General features: G+C 53.3%; 22 protein-coding genes. 6 read left to right on the top strand and 16 right to left on the bottom strand.

From position 1 onward, the window contains the following. Positions 1-19: 19 nt before the first annotated feature. From BLP53_RS08890 to BLP53_RS08825, 14 genes are all read right to left on the bottom strand, one after another. A complete protein-coding gene (locus tag BLP53_RS08890) occupies positions 20-616 on the bottom strand; it encodes a lytic transglycosylase domain-containing protein (protein ID WP_425412905.1) in 597 nt (198 codons plus the stop codon). 92 nt (positions 617-708) lie between these two features. Continuing rightward, on the bottom strand, positions 709-2,421 hold the full coding sequence (locus BLP53_RS08885; protein WP_091471789.1) for a proline--tRNA ligase: 1,713 nt from the start codon (positions 2,419-2,421) through the stop codon (positions 709-711). A 78-nt stretch (positions 2,422-2,499) separates the two neighbouring features. After that, positions 2,500-3,090: a hypothetical protein gene (locus BLP53_RS08880; RefSeq protein ID WP_245652745.1), complete on the bottom strand. Its 591-nt coding sequence runs from the start codon at positions 3,088-3,090 to the stop codon at positions 2,500-2,502. A 1-nt stretch (position 3,091) separates the two neighbouring features. Continuing rightward, positions 3,092-3,601, bottom strand: a complete 510-nt coding sequence (locus BLP53_RS08875; protein WP_091471788.1) for a TPM domain-containing protein — start codon at positions 3,599-3,601, stop codon at positions 3,092-3,094. Then, entirely contained in the window at positions 3,602-4,486 is an 885-nt protein-coding gene (locus BLP53_RS08870; RefSeq protein ID WP_245652743.1) for a TPM domain-containing protein, read from the bottom strand. A gap of 6 nt (positions 4,487-4,492) precedes the next feature. After that, positions 4,493-5,086, bottom strand: coding sequence for a LemA family protein (locus tag BLP53_RS08865; protein WP_176755242.1), 594 nt, complete (start codon positions 5,084-5,086; stop codon positions 4,493-4,495). Positions 5,087-5,154: 68 nt separating this feature from the next. Further along, positions 5,155-5,775 carry a uracil-DNA glycosylase family protein gene (locus BLP53_RS08860; RefSeq protein WP_245652741.1) on the bottom strand — a complete coding sequence of 207 codons (621 nt, stop codon included), beginning with the start codon at positions 5,773-5,775 and terminating at the stop codon, positions 5,155-5,157. A 28-nt stretch (positions 5,776-5,803) separates the two neighbouring features. Continuing rightward, positions 5,804-6,265, bottom strand: coding sequence for a ribosomal protein S18-alanine N-acetyltransferase (rimI, locus tag BLP53_RS08855; RefSeq protein ID WP_245652740.1), 462 nt, complete (start codon positions 6,263-6,265; stop codon positions 5,804-5,806). Between the two features lie 9 nt (positions 6,266-6,274). Continuing rightward, positions 6,275-6,976, bottom strand: a complete 702-nt coding sequence (gene tsaB, locus BLP53_RS08850; RefSeq protein WP_091471786.1) for a tRNA (adenosine(37)-N6)-threonylcarbamoyltransferase complex dimerization subunit type 1 TsaB — start codon at positions 6,974-6,976, stop codon at positions 6,275-6,277. 5 nt (positions 6,977-6,981) lie between these two features. Further along, positions 6,982-7,791 carry a 3-methyl-2-oxobutanoate hydroxymethyltransferase gene (gene panB / locus BLP53_RS08845; protein WP_091471785.1) on the bottom strand — a complete coding sequence of 270 codons (810 nt, stop codon included), beginning with the start codon at positions 7,789-7,791 and terminating at the stop codon, positions 6,982-6,984. A gap of 82 nt (positions 7,792-7,873) precedes the next feature. Continuing rightward, positions 7,874-8,512 carry a deoxynucleoside kinase gene (locus BLP53_RS08840; protein ID WP_091471784.1) on the bottom strand — a complete coding sequence of 213 codons (639 nt, stop codon included), beginning with the start codon at positions 8,510-8,512 and terminating at the stop codon, positions 7,874-7,876. A gap of 22 nt (positions 8,513-8,534) precedes the next feature. After that, positions 8,535-9,035: a 2-amino-4-hydroxy-6-hydroxymethyldihydropteridine diphosphokinase gene (gene folK / locus BLP53_RS08835; RefSeq protein ID WP_091471783.1), complete on the bottom strand. Its 501-nt coding sequence runs from the start codon at positions 9,033-9,035 to the stop codon at positions 8,535-8,537. Then, the gene (gene pcnB / locus BLP53_RS08830) at positions 9,035-10,387 is read right to left on the bottom strand and encodes a polynucleotide adenylyltransferase PcnB (RefSeq protein WP_091471782.1); all 1,353 of its coding nucleotides are present in this window, start codon (positions 10,385-10,387) and stop codon (positions 9,035-9,037) included. The genes folK and pcnB overlap by 1 nt, the downstream gene beginning before the upstream one ends. Before the next feature lie 32 nt (positions 10,388-10,419). After that, entirely contained in the window at positions 10,420-10,971 is a 552-nt protein-coding gene (locus BLP53_RS08825) for a cob(I)yrinic acid a,c-diamide adenosyltransferase (RefSeq protein ID WP_176755241.1), read from the bottom strand. A 62-nt stretch (positions 10,972-11,033) separates the two neighbouring features. On the opposite strand from BLP53_RS08825, the gene murI reads away from it, so the two are divergent. Beyond that, positions 11,034-11,816, top strand: coding sequence for a glutamate racemase (gene murI, locus BLP53_RS08820; RefSeq protein WP_091471780.1), 783 nt, complete (start codon positions 11,034-11,036; stop codon positions 11,814-11,816). A gap of 51 nt (positions 11,817-11,867) precedes the next feature. Here murI and BLP53_RS08815 read toward each other — a convergent pair whose 3' ends face one another. Further along, complete coding sequence (locus BLP53_RS08815; protein ID WP_091471779.1) at positions 11,868-12,056, bottom strand: zinc-finger domain-containing protein; 189 nt, start codon at positions 12,054-12,056, stop codon at positions 11,868-11,870. A 32-nt stretch (positions 12,057-12,088) separates the two neighbouring features. Continuing rightward, positions 12,089-13,006 carry a branched-chain amino acid transaminase gene (locus BLP53_RS08810; protein ID WP_091471778.1) on the bottom strand — a complete coding sequence of 306 codons (918 nt, stop codon included), beginning with the start codon at positions 13,004-13,006 and terminating at the stop codon, positions 12,089-12,091. Positions 13,007-13,134: 128 nt separating this feature from the next. Between BLP53_RS08810 and BLP53_RS08805 the strand changes: the two genes are divergently transcribed. From BLP53_RS08805 to BLP53_RS08785, 5 genes are all read left to right on the top strand, one after another. Continuing rightward, a complete protein-coding gene (locus BLP53_RS08805) occupies positions 13,135-13,728 on the top strand; it encodes an SCO family protein (RefSeq protein ID WP_091471931.1) in 594 nt (197 codons plus the stop codon). A gap of 164 nt (positions 13,729-13,892) precedes the next feature. Continuing rightward, positions 13,893-14,384 (top strand): bacterioferritin, encoded by a 492-nt coding sequence (gene bfr, locus BLP53_RS08800; protein ID WP_091471777.1) that lies wholly within the window; start codon positions 13,893-13,895, stop codon positions 14,382-14,384. Between the two features lie 9 nt (positions 14,385-14,393). Continuing rightward, a complete protein-coding gene (gene bfr, locus BLP53_RS08795; protein WP_091471776.1) occupies positions 14,394-14,870 on the top strand; it encodes a bacterioferritin in 477 nt (158 codons plus the stop codon). Positions 14,871-15,002: 132 nt separating this feature from the next. Next, positions 15,003-15,230 carry a (2Fe-2S)-binding protein gene (locus BLP53_RS08790; protein WP_091471775.1) on the top strand — a complete coding sequence of 76 codons (228 nt, stop codon included), beginning with the start codon at positions 15,003-15,005 and terminating at the stop codon, positions 15,228-15,230. 118 nt (positions 15,231-15,348) lie between these two features. Next, positions 15,349-16,284, top strand: coding sequence for a DMT family transporter (locus BLP53_RS08785; protein WP_091471774.1), 936 nt, complete (start codon positions 15,349-15,351; stop codon positions 16,282-16,284). The last annotated feature ends 2 nt before the right edge of the window (positions 16,285-16,286 follow it).

Genomic DNA, 16,286 nt, shown 5'->3' with positions numbered 1-16,286 from the left:
CAGATTCATTCAACTGTACTTACTGGCTGGCCATATTCACCGTAACCGATGGCGAAAAATGCCAGTAATTGCGCCAGGCGCCTACCACCAGCTTAGGATATTCCGGCTTGCCCAGACTGCCGTTATAGCGGCCCAGGGCGCGGTAATAATCGCCATGCTCAATATCCAGGTAATGGCGCAGAATGGTACAACCGTAACGCAGGTTAAGGCGCATGTCGAACAGGTTGTGCTCACTGGCACCTATACTTCTGACCCAGAACGGCATCACCTGCATATATCCGCGTGCACCCACGCTGGAAACCGCATACTTTTTGAAACCGCTCTCAACCTGGATCAACCCCAGCACCAGTTGCGGGTCCAGCCCAGCACGGGTGGCCTCATAATGCACAGACTTGAGAAAATCCTCACGATATTGCGCATCCGGCATGCGCTTTACCAGGCGCCCGGACATCTCCTGCAACCAGGCCTGCGCCAATTGTTCAGAATCAAACAGCAAGCGTGGCGCTGCCACATCACTGACCGATTTCTGCATCAGCGCCCTGACATTATTTGCCAACGGCTCTTCCTGCTGGTTGCCAGCCATGGAGACGGATGACCCTAACAGGCCAGCCAGCATCCAGAAAAATAAAAGCGTTGTTTTGTTCATGCTGCCTATTCTATCCAATAGAAAAATGGTCAGACGTCAAAACAGAAGGAGAAATCACCTTCTTATGATTGACCAAGTTTGTCACGTAAAAACGTAACGCAGTCAGTCGCTTGCAAGTTTTGTGCCTCGGCATCGGTACGGCCTTTATATTCCACTTTGCCTTCTGCCAGCCCGCGATCACCGATCACCAGGCGATGCGGAATTCCCATCAGGTCACTTTCGGCAAACATCACGCCAGGACGCTCAACACGGTCATCCAACAATACATCCACTCCTGCCTGTTGCAACTGACGGTAAATATCTTCCGCTGCCTGCTTCACGGCTTCGCTCTTGTCCAGGCCAATCGGGCAGATCACTACATCGAATGGCGCCATATTGCGCGGGAAGATAATACCTTTGTCATCGTTGCCTTGCTCAATTGCCGCGCCAACGATACGAGAAACACCAATACCGTAACAGCCCATTTGCATCACCTGCGACTGCCCGTTTTCGTCCAGGTAAGTCGCTTGCATGGCTTCTGAATATTTGGTGCCCAACTGGAAAATATGGCCCACTTCAATGCCGCGGCACAAACTCAATGTGCCTTTGCCGTCCGGGCTGGCGTCCCCTTCCACCACATTGCGGATATCAGCCACCACGGATGGCTCGGCTAAGTCGCGGCCAAAATTGACACTCGCCAGGTGGAATTTGGGTTTATTGGCACCACAGACAAAATCACTCATCAAAGCGACTGTTTTGTCTGCAATCACACGCACCTGACCGCTGACACCAACCGGGCCGATAAAACCGGGTGGGCAACCCAGGTTGCCACGGATTTCTTCTTCGGTCGCCAGGCGGAAATTCTGTACCCCTTCAATTTTGCCGAATTTAATTTCGTTCAACTGGTGGTCGCCACGCAGTAACGCCAGCGTAAACACATCATCCACCATCAGTGCCACGGACTTCACCGTTTTGCTGACCGGAATTTCCAGCAACTTGGCCACATCCTCACAACTGGTCTGCTTGGGGGTATCCACTTCGTGCATGGTTTCCGTTGCCGCAGCACGGCTACCGGTTGCAATGGCTTCGGCCATTTCCACATTGGCAGCGTACTCAGACTGCTCACAGTAAGCCAATGCGTCTTCACCGCTATCTGCCAGCACATGAAATTCCTGCGAACCATCACCACCGATGGCTCCTGAGTCAGCCCTGACCGCACGGAATTTCAGGCCCAGCCGCGTAAACACATTGCTGTAAGCAGTGTGCATGGTGTTGTAAGTGTTGACCAGGCAATCCGCACTGGTATGGAAAGAATAGGCATCTTTCATCAGGAACTCACGTGCGCGCATCACGCCAAAGCGCGGACGGATCTCGTCACGGAATTTGGTCTGGATCTGGTAGAAGTTCAGCGGCAATTGTTTGTAGCTGCTGATTTCCTTGCGGGCGATGTCAGTAATCACTTCCTCATGCGTAGGACCAAAACAGAAGTCACGCTCGTGCCTGTCGCGGATTTTCAGCATCTGCGGGCCAAATACGGCCCAGCGGCCGGTTTCTTCCCATAGTTCTTTCGGTTGCACTGCAGGCATCAGCAGCTCCAGCGCACCGGCCTTGTTCATTTCGTCACGCACGATGTTTTCCACTTTGCGCAATACGCGTAAACCCAGTGGCATCCAGCTATACAAACCGCTGCCCAGTTTTTTGATCAACCCGGCACGCACCATCAGTTTATGGCTGATCAGTTCGGCATCGGAAGGAGCTTCTTTTTGGGTGGCAATGAAAAATTGTGAGGCGCGCATAAGAATGTGTTTCTAATCAGGAATCTAAAGGCAAGATTTTAGCCTTTAATACAACGATAGTCAGCAGATATGGCAGCTTTATTCGCGGTGTCGGATGGGGCTGTCTTCGGGAATATAGCCATCTTTCCACTGTGCCATCGGCACGATGGTGGCAGGATGGCCGTTATCATAAAACCAGCTATCCACCGCATACTCGGCGTTGCTGTCGTTCTCCCGAATCACCGCCGTGGTATGCGGCCAGCCGCTGAAGAAGAATTTGCGGGTACGCGTGTCCAGAATCGTATGGAAGCGGATCAGGCCGGCCTGCTGCATCAGACGCATATAGGTGGTGCTGTTAATGGCTTCGTCATTACAATCCTGCTGGTGCTGGTATTCGCTATTGCCAAAAGTCCCTGCCCTGTCCGCAGCGGTGCCTGTTTTGGTGCCGACGATATCTTCCAGCATGCCAATGGCCGCTGCAATCCGGGCACGCTCCTGTTCAGCTGTCTCTGACTGAGAGGTGAATATGCGCAGCACGTTCTCCCATTCAGGCTGGCTGAGTTGCAACATATCGGAATGGGCACAGCCGCCACCCTGGCAGATTTCAAACGCCGCCAGGCTGGGTTCAGTGTGGTAAATGCGGTTGATATCCTGCAGGTCTGCCCGGGCTGGCATACCGACCAGTAACAAGCTACAGCACCAGTACGTGATTACTGAGTTCGTTACGCGGAATCGCTTCAGGCGGAAAATAATCTGCCAGATGCTGGCCAATGGCAGTAATGCCGTGTGTAACGCCTTGTTCAAACTGTCCACTCCTAAACATTTCTTCCATCTGCCGGCATATATGCTGCCAGCCTCGGTCGCCGACATGGCGATGGATACCGCGGTCGGCAACAATTTCCACATCGCGGTCTGCCAGCATTAAATAGATCAGTACGCCATTATTGTGTTCGGTATCCCAGATATTCAGTTGCCCGAATAACTGTATCGCCCGCTGCCGCGGTGACAGGCGCTGCATAATGGCAGACAAGGGTAAGCCGGATTCAATCACCACGCGCACTTCCCCGGCATGCCGACGTTCGCTATCGGCGATGGCCTGCTCGATATGTTGCAATGCTGTTTCGGAAAAATAGCGCCTGACCTGCCACGGATGGCTGGTGATATGCCGTAAAAAACGTTTGGCCGGATGGATGGGCTTCATTTACCAGTCTCCCGACGCGCCACCGCCACCAAAGCCGCCACCGCCACCACTGAAAATATCCGGTCCATGGCGCCCACCGCCGCCATAGCCAACAGGAAAACCGCCGCCCGGTAATCCGCCTTGCCCGCTACTCCCCATGGCCAGGGTAAAAACAAACGCGGCCAGGCCGACCAGGCCCATCACCAACAATGTGGCCCCGAGGGAACCAGCCAGCATGGCCAGTACGCCACCTGTCAGGGCGCTGCCAAAAAATGCGCCCAGCATGCCGCGTAAAATGGCACCGGCAATAATGGCGGCGAACATCAATATCGGTAGCCATTGCATCAGGTCGCCCTGCCCTGCGACAGCGGGTGTTTTGGCGGGTGCGGGCAATTGTTCGCCTTGTATCAGTTTAATCAGGGTATCGGTCGCCAGGTTAAGCCCGGCATAGAACTGGCCCTGCTTGAAAGCCGGGGACAATTGTTCGGCAATAATCCGCTTGGCAACCGCATCTGGAATGGCACCTTCCAGGCCATAACCGACCTCGATACGCATTTTTCTATCCTGTTTGGCCACGATGATAATCACGCCATCATCCTGCTTTGCGCGGCCTATTTTCCACGCATCGGCCAGGCGGATACCGAATTGTGCAATATCTTCCGGCTGCGTGGTCGGCAGGATCAGCACGGCGACCTGCGAGCCAGCCTGCTGCGAGAACTGTGCCAATTTCTCATTGAGCGCCGCCTGCTCTTCTGCAGACAAAGTCTGCGTCAGGTCGGTGACAGCACTGTTTAATGGCGGGATTTCCACCAAGCCATCCGCTGCCTGGCTGCCGGAGATTCCCAGCAGCACCAAGCAACAGGCCAGCAGCGTACGTAACCAGTGCAGCATCAACGTCAGAACCATCCGCGATTATTTGTCACCAAAATCCACTTTCGGGGCCGAAGAAATGGCTTTTTCGTTATCTACCGTGAAGGTGGGTTTTGGCTGGTAACCAAACATCATGGCAGTCAGGTTATTAGGGAAGCTGCGCACCGCGATGTTGTACTGCTTCACGGTTTCAATATAGCGGTTACGCGCGACGGTGACACGGTTTTCGGTCCCTTCCAGCTGTGCCTGTAAATCACGGAAGCTGGCATCCGCTTTCAGGTTAGGGTAGTTTTCTGACACAACCATCAGCCGGGATAAGGCACTGGTCAGTTGCCCTTGCGCCGCCTGGAACCTGGCAAATGCCTCCGGGTCATTCAGCAATTCCGGCGTGACTTGCATGCTACCCACTTTGGCACGTGCTTCGGTCACTTCCGTCAGCACTTTCTCTTCATGATTGGCGTAGCCTTTGACGGTAGATACCAGGTTGGGCACCAGGTCGGCCCGGCGCTGGTACTGGTTCAGCACTTCCGACCAACTGGCCTTGGCTTCCTCATCCAGACTCTGGAACTGGTTATAGCCGCAACCAGACAGCGTTAATACGCCAGCCAACAAAACCACCTTAAAAATTTGACGCATTGCATGCTCCTCTCAGATAGATGTCATTTACATGGGGATCCGGCATACAGCTTCAACCAGGCCCTTGTTTATTTTTCTGCCAGCAATAAACACAAGTCATGCCAGGTTTCTTTTTTCAATGCAGGCTGCGCCAGCATGGCCTGCGGGGGATGTGTAATCACATAGCGCATGTCACCATGCGCCAGCAATTGTCCGCGTACCGAGGCGATGTCAGCATGCGTCGTGCCGAGAAAGTGATTGGCGGTTTCCAGCCCGAACAAGACACAAAAACGGCTTTGCACTTGCGCGGATGAGATAGCGTGCTGGTGCAGTACCACGTCCTCAACTGGCAGCTTCAGGGCGCGCAGGATATTTTGCAATAATGCCTGGCTGGCGTCATCACTGGCTTGCGGGCATAACAAAAGCCATGGCGATTGAATCAATGGTTCAGAGATCGTCTCAATGATGTTAGCTTCAACAATTTCCGCTGATTCGCTTGGCTGGGGATCAGGCAGTAAAGGTGTGATCTCCGCTTCAGCTGGAGTCACTTCTGCCACCGGCACACTACCCTCATCCACCAGGGATTTTGCGACAGGCGTACCAGATGGTTTCTCCACAACCGGGAACATATGTGCAACCTCAGGCATGCGTGGCCGCCAGGCTGGCAGTAACTCCAGTTCGCGCAATATGTCTTCGCGGGTCAAGCTCACACATGCCTCCTTTGCCATCTCAGGCGATTCATAGTGCCAATCCCATCAGCACGGCATCTTCGCGCCCTTGTTTAGTCGGATAATAATTGCGGCGGATGCCCATCTCACAAAATCCTACCGACTCATACAAGGCAATTGCCGTGATATTGCTGACACGTACTTCGAGGAACATATTGGCAGCACGATGATAACGGGAAATATCTATCATTTGCGCGAGTAAAGCACGCCCCAGTCCTTGCCCCTGCAAAACTCTGGCAACACTGATATTCAACAGGTGTGCTTCATCCAGCACCATCATGACCAGGGCGTAACCCGCAATTTCCCCGGCAATCTCCATCACCCAGGCACTATGCCCGGCATCCAGTGAGTCCCTGAAATTACCAAGCGTCCACGGATGACTGTAAATCGTTGGTTCAATGCGACAAATCGCCGCAAGGTCATCATACGACATCGGGCGGAACGTGGGCTGGGAATGTGGCAATGCGCTCATGATGTGATCTTACAGCGTTTGTCCCTGCGCACGTTCACTGGCTGTCAGTGCTACCCGGTTGCGTACATACAAAGGCGCGGCCTGGTCGGCAGACTGCGTTTCCCCGGCGGCAAACCGGGGGTGGGCCAGTGTTAACATGGCTGGGGCTGTGGGTAGCAGATCGGCATGTATCTGACTAATTTTGCCTGCATACTGTCCAGATAAGCTATCGGCAAATATACGCCAGCCCGAACCTGCTGCCAGCCAGTCATTGCCCTCAATCGCCGGTACATCGTGCGGTTTGCAGACGACAGGCGCAGAGACTTCCACCCATTCGTTTTGTTGCCGGGTAAACGCGGCGTGATAAACCTCGCCCATACGCGCATCCAGACAGACCAATACTTTTTCCGCCTGTGTTTCCAGCCAGGCGGCTTGTGCGACTGTTTGCAGCGAACTTACGCCCACCACCGGCAAACCGGCACCCAATGCCAAGCCCTGTGTTACCCCTACCGCCACACGTACACCGGTGAATGCGCCGGGGCCCATGCCATAGGCAATCCCATCCAGCCCGGCCAGGGTGAAATGTGCCTGCGCCAGCAGGCGCTGGATTTCCGGCAGGATACGTTGCGAAGCCGCCGGACCCGTGCACTCATGAAACGCATGTACCTCAGTACCAGCTTGCAGCGCCAGCGACAGGAATTCAGTTGAAGATTCAATGGCTAGTAAATTCATGGCAATTAATAGCTATGCTTTTGCTCAGGGAATTGGCCGGATTTCACCGCCTGCACATAAGCAGCAATTGCCTGCTGCACACTACCGGATTGCTGCAAAAAGTTTTCTGCGAAACGCGGCGCCTTGTAGTCTTGCGGGGCCTTGCCTGCCGGTCCGGTATAAATGCCCAGTAAGTCCTGCAATACCAGCACCTGGCCACTACAACCGGCACCGGCACCTATGCCTATGGTAGGCACCGGAATGTTGTTAGTAATCTGCATGGCAAGTGCTGCCGGGACCATTTCAAACAGCACCATGCTGACACCGGCATCAGCCATCGCCTGCGCATCCGCCAGCATGGCCTGGGCGCCCTCTGCCGTTTTGCCCTGGATTTTATAACCGCCCAGTTTCTCCACAGATTGCGGCGTAAACCCAAGGTGTGAACAAACAGGAATGCCATTAGTCACTAAATGACGCGCCGTTTCGACCATCTGGCCACCACCTTCGATCTTGATAATATGCGCGCCCGCAGCAATCAGGGCCCTGGCATTGACCAGCGCCTCTGCCATATCGTGTTCATAACTGTTGGCCGGCATATCGCTCATGATGATGGTATCAGGTGCACCCTTTGCCACAATGCGCGTGTGATACAGCATATCCTGCATGGTGACACCCAGGGTATCAGACGCGCCTTGGATCACCATGCCCAGTGAATCCCCGACCAGCAGCACATCCACGCCGGCCAGCGCCATCAGCTTGGCAAACGTGGCGTCATAGCAAGTCAGCATGGCAATTTTTTCACCCGCGCTTGCTTTGGTCAGAAGTTGTTTCAGCATATTCAAAAGAGGGTTGGCGATGCACGTCCAGCAAGAAGATACAGGCAGTACTCATACAGCCCGACTTGCACCGTGCTGTCGTTTAAAAGTTGGGGTTAAAGTACTCGCGGCTACTCTTGATCTGGTTAATCCGCTCAATCAGCAAGTCGAACGCCTCCGGGTCTTTGATAATGTTCAACTTCTCGTTGTTCACGATCAGCAAGGGTGAAGCATCATAGCCATGGAAAAACTCACTGTAGGCTTCTGCCAGGCGGGCGATATATTCACGCGGCATATCCTGCTCGTAGCTGATATTGCGCTCTTCGATACGCTCCATCAGCGCGTCCACCGGTGTTTGCAGGTAGACCACCAGGTCCGGCTTGGGCGCTTTAAGCTGCAAGTGCTGGTAAATCTGGTGATACAGGGAATATTCTTCATCATCCAGGTTCAGGCGCGCGAAAAGCGGGTCTTTTTCCAGAAAAAAGTCAGACACAGTCTGTTGCCCGAACATATCGCGCTGTGCCATGTCTTCAATCTGGCGTGAACGCTGGAACAGGAAGAACAATTGCGTCGGCAGGGCATAACGCTGGGCATCCTGGTAAAAGCGCGTCAGGAACGGATTGGCTTCGGCTTTCTCGGACAGCAGTTCCACCGAGAATTTGTCGGCCAGCATGCGCGCCAGCGTGGTTTTGCCACTGCCTATCGGGCCTTCAATCACAACATAGGGAAAACGGTTAAACATTCTTATTGCTCGTCCAGCTTATTCAATTCGGGGCAGTTTGCGCACGTTCCAGTTTTCTCACATCCTGGTGCCGGTATCCAGCTACCCATTCTACAACAGACTTTCCGTCCGGCAGTACAAAACCGGGCAGAATTTCCGCCAGCGGAAAAACCACAAAACCGCGTTCGTGCATGCGCGGATGCGGCAGCCTGAGCAGTTCGGTATCCAGTTGCATACCGTCATAATCCAGCAGGTCCAGATCGAGGATACGTGGCGCATTGAGGAAAGGCCGTTCGCGGCCAAATGTTTGCTCTATGTCTAACAGCAACTGCATCAACTGCGGGGCGGGAATATCTGTTGCGACCTGAATCACGGCATTGATAAAGTCAGGCTGGTTGTCATAGCCTACAGGAGCGGTCGCATACAGGCTGGAAGTCTTGAGCAGCGTCAATCCTGGTGTTTGCGCCAGCACCTGTATCGCACGGCTGACTTGCACTTGCGGCTGTTGCAGGTTACTGCCCAGCGCGATTAGGGCCAGCGCCATTAAGCATCTGCCTCATGAGTCGCTGCCGGTTTTTTCTTGCGCGGCTTGCGGCGACGTTTTTTAGGGGCGCTATCCGGCAACAGCATGGCGGTGCGTTCTTCAGTACCGGCATCGGCAAACCGAGTCCACCAGTCACCCAGTTCCTGCGGCAACTCGCCCGAGGCACAACGCAACAGCAGGAAATCATAACCGGCCCGGTAACGCGGATTGGTCAGCAAGGCATAAGGCCGCTTGCCAGAGCGCTGTTCAAAGCGCGGCTGCATGGCCCAGATTTCTTTCATGGTTGCAGTATAGCGATTATGGATCGCCATTTTCTCGCCCTGCTTGTCAATGATTTCATTCATGGCCGCGTGCAGTGCCGGAATCAGCGGCTCGCCACGCTTCTGGTTTTCCTGCCAGGCTTGCAGCACTTCATGCCAGAGCAAGGTCGCGAACAGGAAACTTGGGTTGGATGATTTGCCAGCAAGGATACGGTCATCGGTGTTTTTCAGCGCCAGCATGACAAATTTTTCACCCAGCGGTTGCTCCAGTACCACATCCAGCAATGGCAGCAAACCATGGTGCAAATGCTGGGCACGCAAGGCGCCGATGCTTTCAATTGCATGGCCGGACAGAAATAACTTAAGCATTTCATCAAACAGTCGGCTGGGGGGTACATCTTCCAGTAAATCTGCCAGTTTACGGATAGGCGCTTCGGTGGCACGCTCCAGCTTCAGGCCCAGCTTGGCGGAAAGACGGACGGCGCGCAGCATGCGCACCGGGTCTTCCTGGTAGCGTTTGACCGGGTCGCCAATGATACGCAGGGTTTTGGCGCGGATATCGGCGACACCGTCATGAAAATCCAGTACTTCCTGGCGCTTGGGATCGTAATACAAGGCGTTGGCGGTAAAATCGCGCCGGACCGCATCTTCTTCTATGGTGCCAAAAATATTGTCGCGGATAATACGGCCGCTATCATTAGTGGCCGCATCGCCGTCATTCTGGTGATGGCCGCGGAAAGTAGACACTTCTATCGTCTCCTGCCCCCATAACACATGCACCAGGCGGAAACGGCGGCCAATCATGCGGGAACGGCGGAAGGTCTTGTGCACTTGTTCCGGCGTAGCATCCGTAGCGACATCAAAATCCTTGGGAGGATGGTTCAGCAATAAATCACGCACGGCACCGCCGACAATATAAGCCTGGAAACCGGCCTTGTGTAAACCGTCACAGGTTTTCAGGGCAGCCTGGCTGATCAGTTTCTGGTTGATTTTATGTTTGCTGGCGGTAATCACCTTTACAGTAGCAGAAGGTGTTTGCGCATTGGCAGCGCCACGACGGCGAAATACTTTGTTCAGTAATTGTTTAATCATTGGTCAATATTCAGGCGCCCACTACTACGGCGCTACAGTTTATGTTGGTTATTCCACAGCACATCAGGAACGCCGGCATGCTGATTGAGGGTACGACAGAGGACAAACAACAAGTCCGACAGGCGATTGAGGTATTGCAGGGAAATCGGTGTCACCGGCGAATGTGCATGCAGGGCATGTAACGCACGCTCGGCACGGCGGCAAACCGTACGTGCCAGATGGCAGACAGCCGCCGCGCGGCTCCCGCCAGGCAGAATAAACTCTTTCAGCGGGCTGAGTGCCTCGTTCCATGCATCCAGCGTCAACTCCAGGAATGTCACACGTCCGGCCTGGATGAAATGATGCCCAGGCATGCACAACTCACCGCCCAGGTCGAACAAGTCATGCTGGATCGCCAGCAAGCTGTCACGCACATCGTCGTCCAGTTCTTCCACCAGCAGCATGCCGAGCACCGCATTCAGCTCATCGACATCACCCATGGCTGCCACACGCAGGTCGGATTTCGCCACGCGCGAGCCGTCGCCCAGCCCGGTCGTGCCGCTATCACCGGTACGCGTGTAAATCTTGCTCAGCCGATTGGCCATTCCTGATACCTGTATAAAATCCGATATAATCCGGTCATTATAAATCATACCGTGCCATTTCGATGTGCCCAGCGATTGCAGTCAATGCCCCGGTCGGGGTGATGGATTCCGGGGTTGGCGGCCTCAGCGTGCTCAAGCACTTAACCCGCCAGCTGCCACACGAGCATTTCCTCTATTTTGCTGACAGCGCCCATGCGCCCTATGGCAACAAATCTGCCAGCGAAATCCGGCAGCGCTGCTTCACCATTGCCGACAGGCTGATCGTCCAGGGTGCCAAGGCGCTGGTCGTTGCCTGCAACACGGCCACTGCCGCCGCCATCGGCGCCATGCGCGAGCATTACACTTTACCCATCATCGGCATGGAACCCGCCGTCAAACCCGCTGCCGCGGCCAGCAATAACGGCATCATCGGCGTACTCGCCACCACTGGTACCCTGAAAAGTGCCCAATTCGCCGCCCTGCTGGAGCACTACGGCCAGGGCGTGCAAATCGTCACACAAGCCTGCGTTGGATTAGTGGAATGCATTGAACAAGGTCAACTGGATACGCCGCAAACACTATCCCTATTACAACAATACTGCCAACCGCTGATGGCAGCCGGCGCGGACACCATCGTGCTCGGCTGTACACACTACCCGTTTGTGCGTAAATATATTCAGGAAATAGTGGGGCAGAATGTGATATTGATCGATACTGGAGCAGCAGTGGCGAAGCGCCTGCAGCAGATATTGGAACAACGGCAGATGCTTAATGCCGCCAGCGAAACTGGAGATTATGTGTTTCTAACGAGTGGGACGGAAGAGACGCAACGGGTTATGCAGCAGTTGTGGGCATTCGCTAGATAGCATTGCCGCTAATCATCAACAAAAAACCCACGCTTTGCGTGGGTTTTCTACTTAATGATGATGCACCTGCGTCCCAGGCTTCAACCTGTATTTCGTCCCGCAATACGGGCACGAAACTTCACCCGTTTTTACTACATCCAGGAATACCCTGGGATGTGAGGCCCACAATGCAACTTCATTTGTCGGGCAATGCAATGGCAAGTCTTTGCCGTCTACTTCAAACACTTTGACATCAGACATTCAAATTCTCCCGCAAACCGGCACACAATCGATTAAACCAACGTCAGCCAGTGCTGGTATTTGGCGTTTTTACCTTTAACCACATCGAAATACAGGCTTTGCAGTTTTTCGGTGATTGGACCACGTGAGCCCGCGCCAATCGCACGGTTATCCAACTCGCGGATAGGCGTGACTTCAGCCGCAGTACCGGTGAAGAAAGCTTCATCTGCACTATATACCTCATCACGCGTGATACGTTTTTCAATAATTTCCAGGCCCAGTTCTTCTTTCGCCAGGTGAATGATGGTATCGCGGGTAATACCTTCCAGTGCCGATGTCAGGTCCGGCGTAATCAATTTACCGTTACGCACGATAAAGATATTCTCGCCAGAGCCTTCAGCCACAAATCCGTCTACGTCCAGCAGCAATGCTTCCTGGTAACCATCCTGTGCCGCTTCCTGGTGGGCCAGGATACTGTTCATGTAGTTGCCGTTAGCCTTGGCTTTACACATGGTGATATTTACGTGGTGACGTGCGAAGGAGGAAGTTTTTACGCGGATACCTTTGGTAATCGCTTCTTCGCCCATGTAAGCGCCCCAGCTCCAGGCACCGACGATCACATGGGTGGACAAGGTCTTGGCAGAGATACCCATGGCTTCGGCACCGTAAAATGCCATCGGGCGCAGGTAAGCCGATTCGAGGTTGTTTTCGCGTACCGCTGCTTTTTGTGCCTCGGAAATGGTCGCTTTATCAAATGGCATTTTCATGCCCAGGATATGCGCACTGCGGAACAGGCGGTCTGTATGCTCCTGCAGGCGGAAAATCGCGGGACCCTGCTCGGTTTTGTAGGCACGCACCCCTTCAAACACGCCCATGCCATAGTGCAGGGTGTGGGTTAATACGTGGGTGGTGGCATCACGCCAGTTGACCATTTTGCCGTCGTACCAGATAACGCCGTCACGGTCTGCCATCGAACTCGGTATTGCCATTTAAACTCGCCTCAATCCGTCAGTCATGAAAAACTGGTATTGTAAACCAAACTGCGTCTTTTTCGCCTATGCTAGAATTCATTTCAATGCTGATTTACAAGGATTTTTATATGCGTGCACATTTTATGTGGCGATGGGTCATGGGATTTATGTTGCTAGGACTGCTGGCTGGCTGCCAACCTGGCGGCTCACACGCCAGTTTTATCGGCACCGACCTGACCGGCACCCATTTTGGCAAACCGCTGACATTGACCGACCACACCGGAAAGTTACGTAGTATCAATGATTTCAAAGGCAAGGTGGTTGTGCTGTTTTTCGGCTACACGCATTGCCCGGACGTGTGCCCCACAACCATGAGTGACCTGAAGCAAACCATGAAATTGCTGGGTGATAAGGCCGATGATGTACAGGTATTGTTTGTGACTGTCGATCCTGAACGTGATACGCAGGAAGTGCTGGCACAGTTTGTACCTGGCTTCGATGCACGTTTTATCGGTTTGCGCGGTACGCCAGCTGAAGTGGCTGCCAACCTGGCCGAGTACAAGGTATATGCCGCCAAAGTCACCGAACCTGGCCAGTCGGGCTATACCATGGATCATAGTGCAGGCCTGTATGTGTTTGATAAAACCGGGGCACCACGTATTTATCTTGGTTATGGCGAAAAGCCGGCAAACATTGCACATGACTTGAAACTGCTGATGTAAACACGTTTGTACCGGTCACCGGCGCTTGTAGTCAAGAACGATTTTCATTTATGTTACTATTTAAAATATCATTTTAAATCAATAAGTTACATTAATTTTATTATTGCACTCCTTGCTATTTCCTGTATCATAGCCAGCATCAAAACTGCATACAGGAGCCGGCAATGAGAGGCGATAAGAAAATTATAGATATTCTGAATGATTTACTGGCAGGCGAGCTCACCGCCACCGACCAGTACCTGATTCACGGCGAAATGTATGCCGACATGGGACTAGGCACGATTGCGCAACACATCTTGCACGAATCCCTGCACGAAAGAGAACATGCCCGCGCGCTCATTCAGCGTATCCTGTTCCTGGAAGGCACACCCAACCTCGCCAAACGCGATCCTATCCATATCGGCAAAGACGTTAAATCCATGCTGGAATCAGACCTGGCACTGGAATACACCGTGGTCAAACACCTGAAAAGCGCTATCGAAGCCTGCGAACAGGCGCAGGATTTTGTCACACGCGAAATGCTGCTGGTGCAACTGGATGACACCGAAATGGATCATGCCTACTGGCTGGAAAAACAACTGAACCTGATCAAATTGATCGGCATTGAAAACTACTGCCAAAGCCAGATGGGCGACAGCCCGGCGGCAGCCGTATAAGGAGCTGCTATGAAAGGCGGAAAACATATTATCAGCACACTGAACAAGGTGCTCAAAAACCAGCTGACATCTATCAATCAGTACTTTCTGCATGCGCGCATGTTCAGGAAATGGGGCCTGGAAAGACTCAACGACTACCAGTACAAACAATCCATCCGCGTCATGAAAGAAGCGGATGAGGTGATTGAGCGCATCCTGTTCCTGGATGGCCTGCCTAACCTGCAAAACCTTGGCAAGCTACTGATTGGCGAAGATGTAGTGGAATGCCTGCAAGGTGACCTCAGCTTTGAAAAAGAGGTGCAGCGCCCGCAACTGGTGGAAGCGATTGCAGAAGCCGAAAAACTGCAGGACTATGTCACGCGCGACCTGCTGACCGAATTGCTGGAAGCCTGCGAAGAGGCCATAGACTGGCTGGAGACCCAGCAACGCCTGATTACAGACGTCACCTTGCCGAATTACCTGCAATCCCAGATTGAATCCGACTAATCCCGGTACCCACATCAACCGTTGAATCAAGCCGCGAAAGCGGCTTTTTTCTTGGCTGCAGGGAACCAGTTTAACCTTGACAAGCTCTCAATAAATGATAATAATTATCATTAGTAACTTTAGAGAGGCAATATGTACGTTTGCGTGTGTAATGCAGTCACTGAGCGTCAAGTTCACCAGGCGGTGAGAAATGGTGCAAAAACCGTGAAGGACCTGAAAGAACAATTAGGTGTTGGCGCGGAATGCGGCAAATGTGCCAGCTGTGCCAAAGCCTGCCTGAAAGAAGCACACACAGAACAACATCCTGGCCTGGTGAAAAAACTGATCCAGTTAACACCGGTACAATTAGGCGCCGCCTGATCACCTCCAGTTTCAAAAAAAGGGGCTATCAGCCCCTTTTCTATTTCACAAAACATGCTTTGCCGGTAGCTGCATTGCCTACTACAATCATGCGCTTATCCCTCATTCATCCATCGGCATGGCAAATCACTCAAGCACCAAACCAGACTGGCACATCTTAGTATTACTGCTGCTACCGCCGTTGCTCTGGGCCGGTAATTTCATCGCCGGGCGCGCCGTCAGCGCCTCGGTACCACCCGTGGCGCTATCGCTTATCCGCTGGGGGCTTGCCACGCTCTGCCTGCTACCGTTCGCACTCAAGCCTTTTTTGCGTGACCGCGCCCATTACCTGACTTACCGCTGGCATGTGCTAGGCACGGCCATTACCGGCGTGGCTACATTTAACCTGATGGTGTACTGGGGCTTACACACGACCAGTGCGACTAACGGTATCATCCTCAATTCCTTCATCCCCTTTCTGGTCGCGATCTTCGGCTTTTTGTTTTATCGCCAGCGACTAGCTGTTTACCAATTGCTGGGGCTGCTGGTTTCGCTCGCAGGCGTCCTCACAGTCGTCTCGCGCGGGGAATTGCAGGTGTTGCTTACGCTGGCTTTCGCTCCGGGTGATGTGATTATTTTCCTGGCCATGATTTGCTGGGCCTTGTTTACTTTGTGGACCAAGGAGATTCCGGCCACGATAGACCGCACAGGACTTATGCTATGCCAGGTGCTGATTGCATTATTATTCCTGCTGCCACTGTATGCCTGGGAAAGCCAGGTCAGCACGATACATATCACAGACACCCGGACCTGGTGGATATTGGCCTATATCGGGATTTTCCCTTCCGTGATTGCCTTCCTGGCCTATTCAAAAGCCGTCACACTTGTAGGCTCGGTGCGCGCGAGCGTATTTATTCATGCCATGCCCGTGTTCGGCTCGCTGCTTTCCAGCCTGCTGTTACGTGAAGCATTGCATGCCTACCAGTTGCTGGGCATGCTGACAATCTTCACCGGCATCTGGTTAGCCAACAAAGCGATGCATCAGCCAGTGGTGACACCCACTTCCCGGCGTTAGCG

Origin of the sequence: Methylophilus rhizosphaerae, assembly GCF_900100975.1 — a bacterium.
GTDB lineage: Bacteria > Pseudomonadota > Gammaproteobacteria > Burkholderiales > Methylophilaceae > Methylophilus > Methylophilus rhizosphaerae.
The sequence above is the reverse complement of the archived record's forward strand: the minus strand, read 5'-3'. Positions and strand labels throughout refer to the sequence as shown.

What these genes read in the sequence shown, in the direction of transcription:
- BLP53_RS08890 (WP_425412905.1), bottom strand. Translation starts at nt 616, where the DNA reads ATGCTGGCTGGCCTGTTAGGGTCATCCGTCTCCATGGCTGGCAACCAG.
- BLP53_RS08885 (WP_091471789.1), bottom strand. Translation starts at nt 2,421, where the DNA reads ATGCGCGCCTCACAATTTTTCATTGCCACCCAAAAAGAAGCTCCTTCC.
- BLP53_RS08875 (WP_091471788.1), bottom strand. Translation starts at nt 3,601, where the DNA reads ATGAAGCCCATCCATCCGGCCAAACGTTTTTTACGGCATATCACCAGC.
- BLP53_RS08870 (WP_245652743.1), bottom strand. Translation starts at nt 4,486, where the DNA reads ATGGTTCTGACGTTGATGCTGCACTGGTTACGTACGCTGCTGGCCTGT.
- BLP53_RS08865 (WP_176755242.1), bottom strand. Translation starts at nt 5,086, where the DNA reads ATGCGTCAAATTTTTAAGGTGGTTTTGTTGGCTGGCGTATTAACGCTG.
- rimI (WP_245652740.1), bottom strand. Translation starts at nt 6,265, where the DNA reads ATGAGCGCATTGCCACATTCCCAGCCCACGTTCCGCCCGATGTCGTAT.
- tsaB (WP_091471786.1), bottom strand. Translation starts at nt 6,976, where the DNA reads ATGAATTTACTAGCCATTGAATCTTCAACTGAATTCCTGTCGCTGGCG.
- panB (WP_091471785.1), bottom strand. Translation starts at nt 7,791, where the DNA reads ATGCTGAAACAACTTCTGACCAAAGCAAGCGCGGGTGAAAAAATTGCC.
- BLP53_RS08840 (WP_091471784.1), bottom strand. Translation starts at nt 8,512, where the DNA reads ATGTTTAACCGTTTTCCCTATGTTGTGATTGAAGGCCCGATAGGCAGT.
- folK (WP_091471783.1), bottom strand. Translation starts at nt 9,035, where the DNA reads ATGGCGCTGGCCCTAATCGCGCTGGGCAGTAACCTGCAACAGCCGCAA.
- pcnB (WP_091471782.1), bottom strand. Translation starts at nt 10,387, where the DNA reads ATGATTAAACAATTACTGAACAAAGTATTTCGCCGTCGTGGCGCTGCC.
- BLP53_RS08825 (WP_176755241.1), bottom strand. Translation starts at nt 10,971, where the DNA reads ATGGCCAATCGGCTGAGCAAGATTTACACGCGTACCGGTGATAGCGGC.
- murI (WP_091471780.1), top strand. Translation starts at nt 11,034, where the DNA reads ATGTGCCCAGCGATTGCAGTCAATGCCCCGGTCGGGGTGATGGATTCC.
- BLP53_RS08815 (WP_091471779.1), bottom strand. Translation starts at nt 12,056, where the DNA reads ATGTCTGATGTCAAAGTGTTTGAAGTAGACGGCAAAGACTTGCCATTG.
- BLP53_RS08810 (WP_091471778.1), bottom strand. Translation starts at nt 13,006, where the DNA reads ATGGCAGACCGTGACGGCGTTATCTGGTACGACGGCAAAATGGTCAAC.
- BLP53_RS08805 (WP_091471931.1), top strand. Translation starts at nt 13,135, where the DNA reads ATGCGTGCACATTTTATGTGGCGATGGGTCATGGGATTTATGTTGCTA.
- bfr (WP_091471777.1), top strand. Translation starts at nt 13,893, where the DNA reads ATGAGAGGCGATAAGAAAATTATAGATATTCTGAATGATTTACTGGCA.
- bfr (WP_091471776.1), top strand. Translation starts at nt 14,394, where the DNA reads ATGAAAGGCGGAAAACATATTATCAGCACACTGAACAAGGTGCTCAAA.
- BLP53_RS08790 (WP_091471775.1), top strand. Translation starts at nt 15,003, where the DNA reads ATGTACGTTTGCGTGTGTAATGCAGTCACTGAGCGTCAAGTTCACCAG.
- BLP53_RS08785 (WP_091471774.1), top strand. Translation starts at nt 15,349, where the DNA reads ATGGCAAATCACTCAAGCACCAAACCAGACTGGCACATCTTAGTATTA.